The organism is Leptolyngbya sp. FACHB-711 (assembly GCF_014695615.1).
Classification (GTDB): Bacteria; Cyanobacteriota; Cyanobacteriia; order Elainellales; family Elainellaceae; genus Leptolyngbya_A.
The window spans coordinates 1-3,586 of sequence record NZ_JACJOR010000136.1; the positions used below are offsets into that span (position 1 = coordinate 1).

The 3,586-nt window shown below is 49.1% G+C and carries 1 protein-coding gene; it reads right to left on the minus strand.

Going from position 1 to position 3,586, the window contains the following annotated elements:
- Positions 1-3,442: PAS domain-containing protein (locus H6F80_RS04575; RefSeq protein WP_190790426.1), on the minus strand; the 3,442-nt coding region annotated here is incomplete at its 3' end.
- Positions 3,443-3,586: the final 144 nt, after the last annotated feature.

The following is a 3,586-nucleotide window of genomic DNA, read 5'->3' on the forward strand; positions in this document are numbered from 1 at the left end:
TGCCTGCATCGGTAAATTTAATGGCATTACTCAACAGGTTGATCAAGACTTGCCGCAGGCGTTTTTCATCAGCCCGGATACCGAGCGGCAGTTCAGGAGCCGATTCATACCGAAATTGAATCCCCTTCAGTTCAGCGCGAATGCGGCACATCTCAGCCACCCCTTGCAGAAATGCCGGGAGGTGAAAATCGGTGGGCAACAATTCCGTCTTCCGCGCTTCAATTTTTGACAGATCCAGAATGTCATTGATTAAGGTCAGCAAATGCGAGCCGCACTGGTGAATCACCTCAACCCGCGATCGATCTTCTTCATTCAGACTTTTGGCACGTTGAAGAATTTGGGCATAGCCGATGACCCCATTAAGCGGAGTCCGCAGCTCGTGGCTCATGTTCGCCAGGAATTCACTTTTTGCCCGATTCGCCGCCTCCGCTGCTTCTTTAGTTTGTTCAAGTGCGATCTCCGCTTGTTTGCGCTCTGTAATGTCAGTTGAAATACCGCAAATCGCATAGGGAGAACCGTCGGGAGCTAGAAGTGGAAATTTGAGAGATAGATAGGTATGCAGCCCGTCATCATGTGGGGCAACTTCCTCCCATTGCATTGCGGTTCCTGCTTCCAACACCTTCTGGTCGTTGGCATCAAAAATATCTGCTAGTTCTGAATCAAACAGATCGCAATTTCGCTTGCCAACGATCTCAGCTTTACTGCGATGAAACAGGGATTCAAATTGACGATTGACGGTAATGAATTGTCCTTGAGGATCTTTCATGTAGAAGACCGCAGGCGAATTATCGAGAATCGCTTGAAGGCGTTCTTCACTTTGGCGTAGAGCAATTTCTGCTTCTTTGCGTTGAGTGATGTCACTATTGATTTCTAATTGGGCAAAGGGTTGCCCAGCGGCATCGCGTTGCAGCGTCCAACGGCTTGCCACAATAATGGGCTGTCCGTCACAAGTGATATGCTGTAGTTCGCCTTCCCAGCTTCCCTGCTCTAAAAACTCTGCTAGAACTTCTTCTAACGGCTTTGGAAAAGTGGTTTGTAAGAACGTATGAATATACTCACCAATGACTTCTGCTTTCGTCCAACCGTAGAGGTTCTCCGCGCCCTGATTCCAGTACACGATTCGATCGCTCATATCCCGAATGATGATACTGTCGCTGGCTAGATCCAGCATGTCTAGCGTCTGGCGGAGCTTCTGCTCTGCTTGCTTCCGTTCGGTAATAATCTCGGTAAACATGATGACGCCACCCACGTCTCCTTCTCTATACCAGGGGTGGATTGCCCATCGCACCCAGTCTAATGAGCCATCAGTCCGGGGGAATGGGTCTTCTTCGCGCCTTTCTACTACACCACTTAAACAACGTTGATGGATTTGCCTCCACTCATCGGTAATTTCAGGAAAGATTTCATAGTGAGAGCGTCCGACAATGTCTTCAGCTTGCAGGTTATAGTCTTGCAGCCATTGCCGACTGGCAATCAGGTAGCGCATTTCCTGATCAAACATAACGACTGCAATCGGCGTGTGTTCTATAAATTGCCGTAACTGTTCTTCCCGCTCCTTGAGCGCAGCTTCTGCTTGTTTGCGATCGTGGATATCAGTGCAGGTACCCACCCATTCACGGATGCTGCCATCTTGATTCAGAACCGGAACGCCCCGGATCAAAAAATAGCGGTAGTTTCCATCCGCTGCCCGGATGCGATATTCGGTTTCATACAAACTCTTTGTCTGTACGGACTGCATCCAAACCTGAATCGTTCGTTCTCGGTCATCCGGATGAATGGCATCTAACCAACCGAAGCCAGCAAACTCAGCTTCAGTCTGTCCGGTAAAAGCTCTCCAGGCGGGATTAGGTGCAATGCGCCCTTCTACATCTGCCATCCAAACAATTTGGGAAGTTGCGCTTATCAGAGAGCGATATCGTTCTTCACTTTGTCTGAGGGCATTCTCTGCTTGTTTGCGATCGCTGACATCACGGCAAACCACTACACCGCCTTTTAACTGACCAGACTCATCTCTCAACGGTCTGGCATTAGCAAGTACCCACCGACCCTGGGGTGCCTGGGCATGGCGAACAAAGAATTCAACATCTTTCGGCTCCTCACCCCGGATTGCCCGTACTAGAGGCAGTTCATCTGCCGGAAAGGGCGTTACCCGATCGGGCAGGAACACACCATATTGCTGCGACCATTCATCCTTGCTGGTGGCAGTTGCTCCATTGCCAAACATTTGCTCGGCCGCTGGGTTGAAGACCAGAAACTGTCCTTGCTCGTTGGCAACAACAATCCCGTCACTCATTGAATCGAGGATGAGCTGCAGCAGGTTGGTTTGCTCTTGCAGTGCCGCTTCGGTTTGTTTGCGATCGTAAATATCAGTACAGGTTCCGATCCACTCATGAATACTGCCATTTTTTGCGGGCACCGGAACTCCGCGTACCCAGAAATATCGATAATGCCCTTCCACTGATCGAAGACGATATTCAGCTTCATATAAGCTCTTTGCTTCAACAGCCTGTGACCATCGTTGAGCAGCCTGTTCTCGATCATGGGGATGAACCGCGTTCAACCAGCCAAAGTTCCGGTACTCTTCAAAGGTTTGTCCGGTATACGCTCTCCAACTGGGAGAATCTTCTAATACCCGCCCATCTGAAGCAGTTGTCCAAACAATTTGAGACGTTGCAGTGGTGAGAGAGCAAAATCGTGCTTCACTCTTGCGCTGTTCTTCTGCCTGCTGCCGTCGAATATCTATTTCGCCTAATGCTCTCGCATTCACCCAGATCACAACCGCAAACACGATGATGGTCAGCACGGCAGAGAGTGATAAACCCACTTCACTGCTATACAGTTGAGCACGATAGCCCACTAGAATGATTCCACTCAAGAGGGGGGGGATTCCAATGGCAGTAAGAAGCAACCGCCTTGCCATGATACCGCCCGCATGCTGACTGGTAATCATGCTCATAATTCCTTGATCTGGATGCAGGCAAAAGATGCCAGCGCATAGAAGGATGAACGCGATCGCCGTATGAACTGCCATCTTGGTGTATGAGCCAAAGCCATAAAACTCTTGGATGCCATAGATGTAGCCAAGCAAACCCAGGAGGGAGAGCAAAAATGCAATGCCAGTAAATGTTTGGATACCGGGTTGAAACGATCGTGGCTTGCTTAATAGCAATAGAGCAGACCCTAGCAACAAAAAGTTTAGGGCAGTGTTAACAGCCATCCGCCCTGGAGCAGAAGTTGCTACAGCTGTTGCTGACTCTTGAAACAGAAGTTGGTCAATTCCCAGATTTATTGCAAAGCCATATTGAATTAGAGTCAGGAGCGCAATACCCAAAACGATTGCAGCAAAAATCTGGGCATAACGAGCAGATCGTCGTGTACGTTTACAAAGTTGCCATAGGGCACTGCCACTGAGAATAAAACATAGGGCAGCGTTCGCTTTCATCGTCACCCATATTGGCAGGATGCTCTTCAATGCTGGGATATTGAAGAACCAACCCAGAAGAACAACACAACCAATCAGGATTACAAGGACGCTTGCTCTCTTAGCGAAGGATTTGAAGGTAGTGCATCAAGTTGTAGTGGGTTA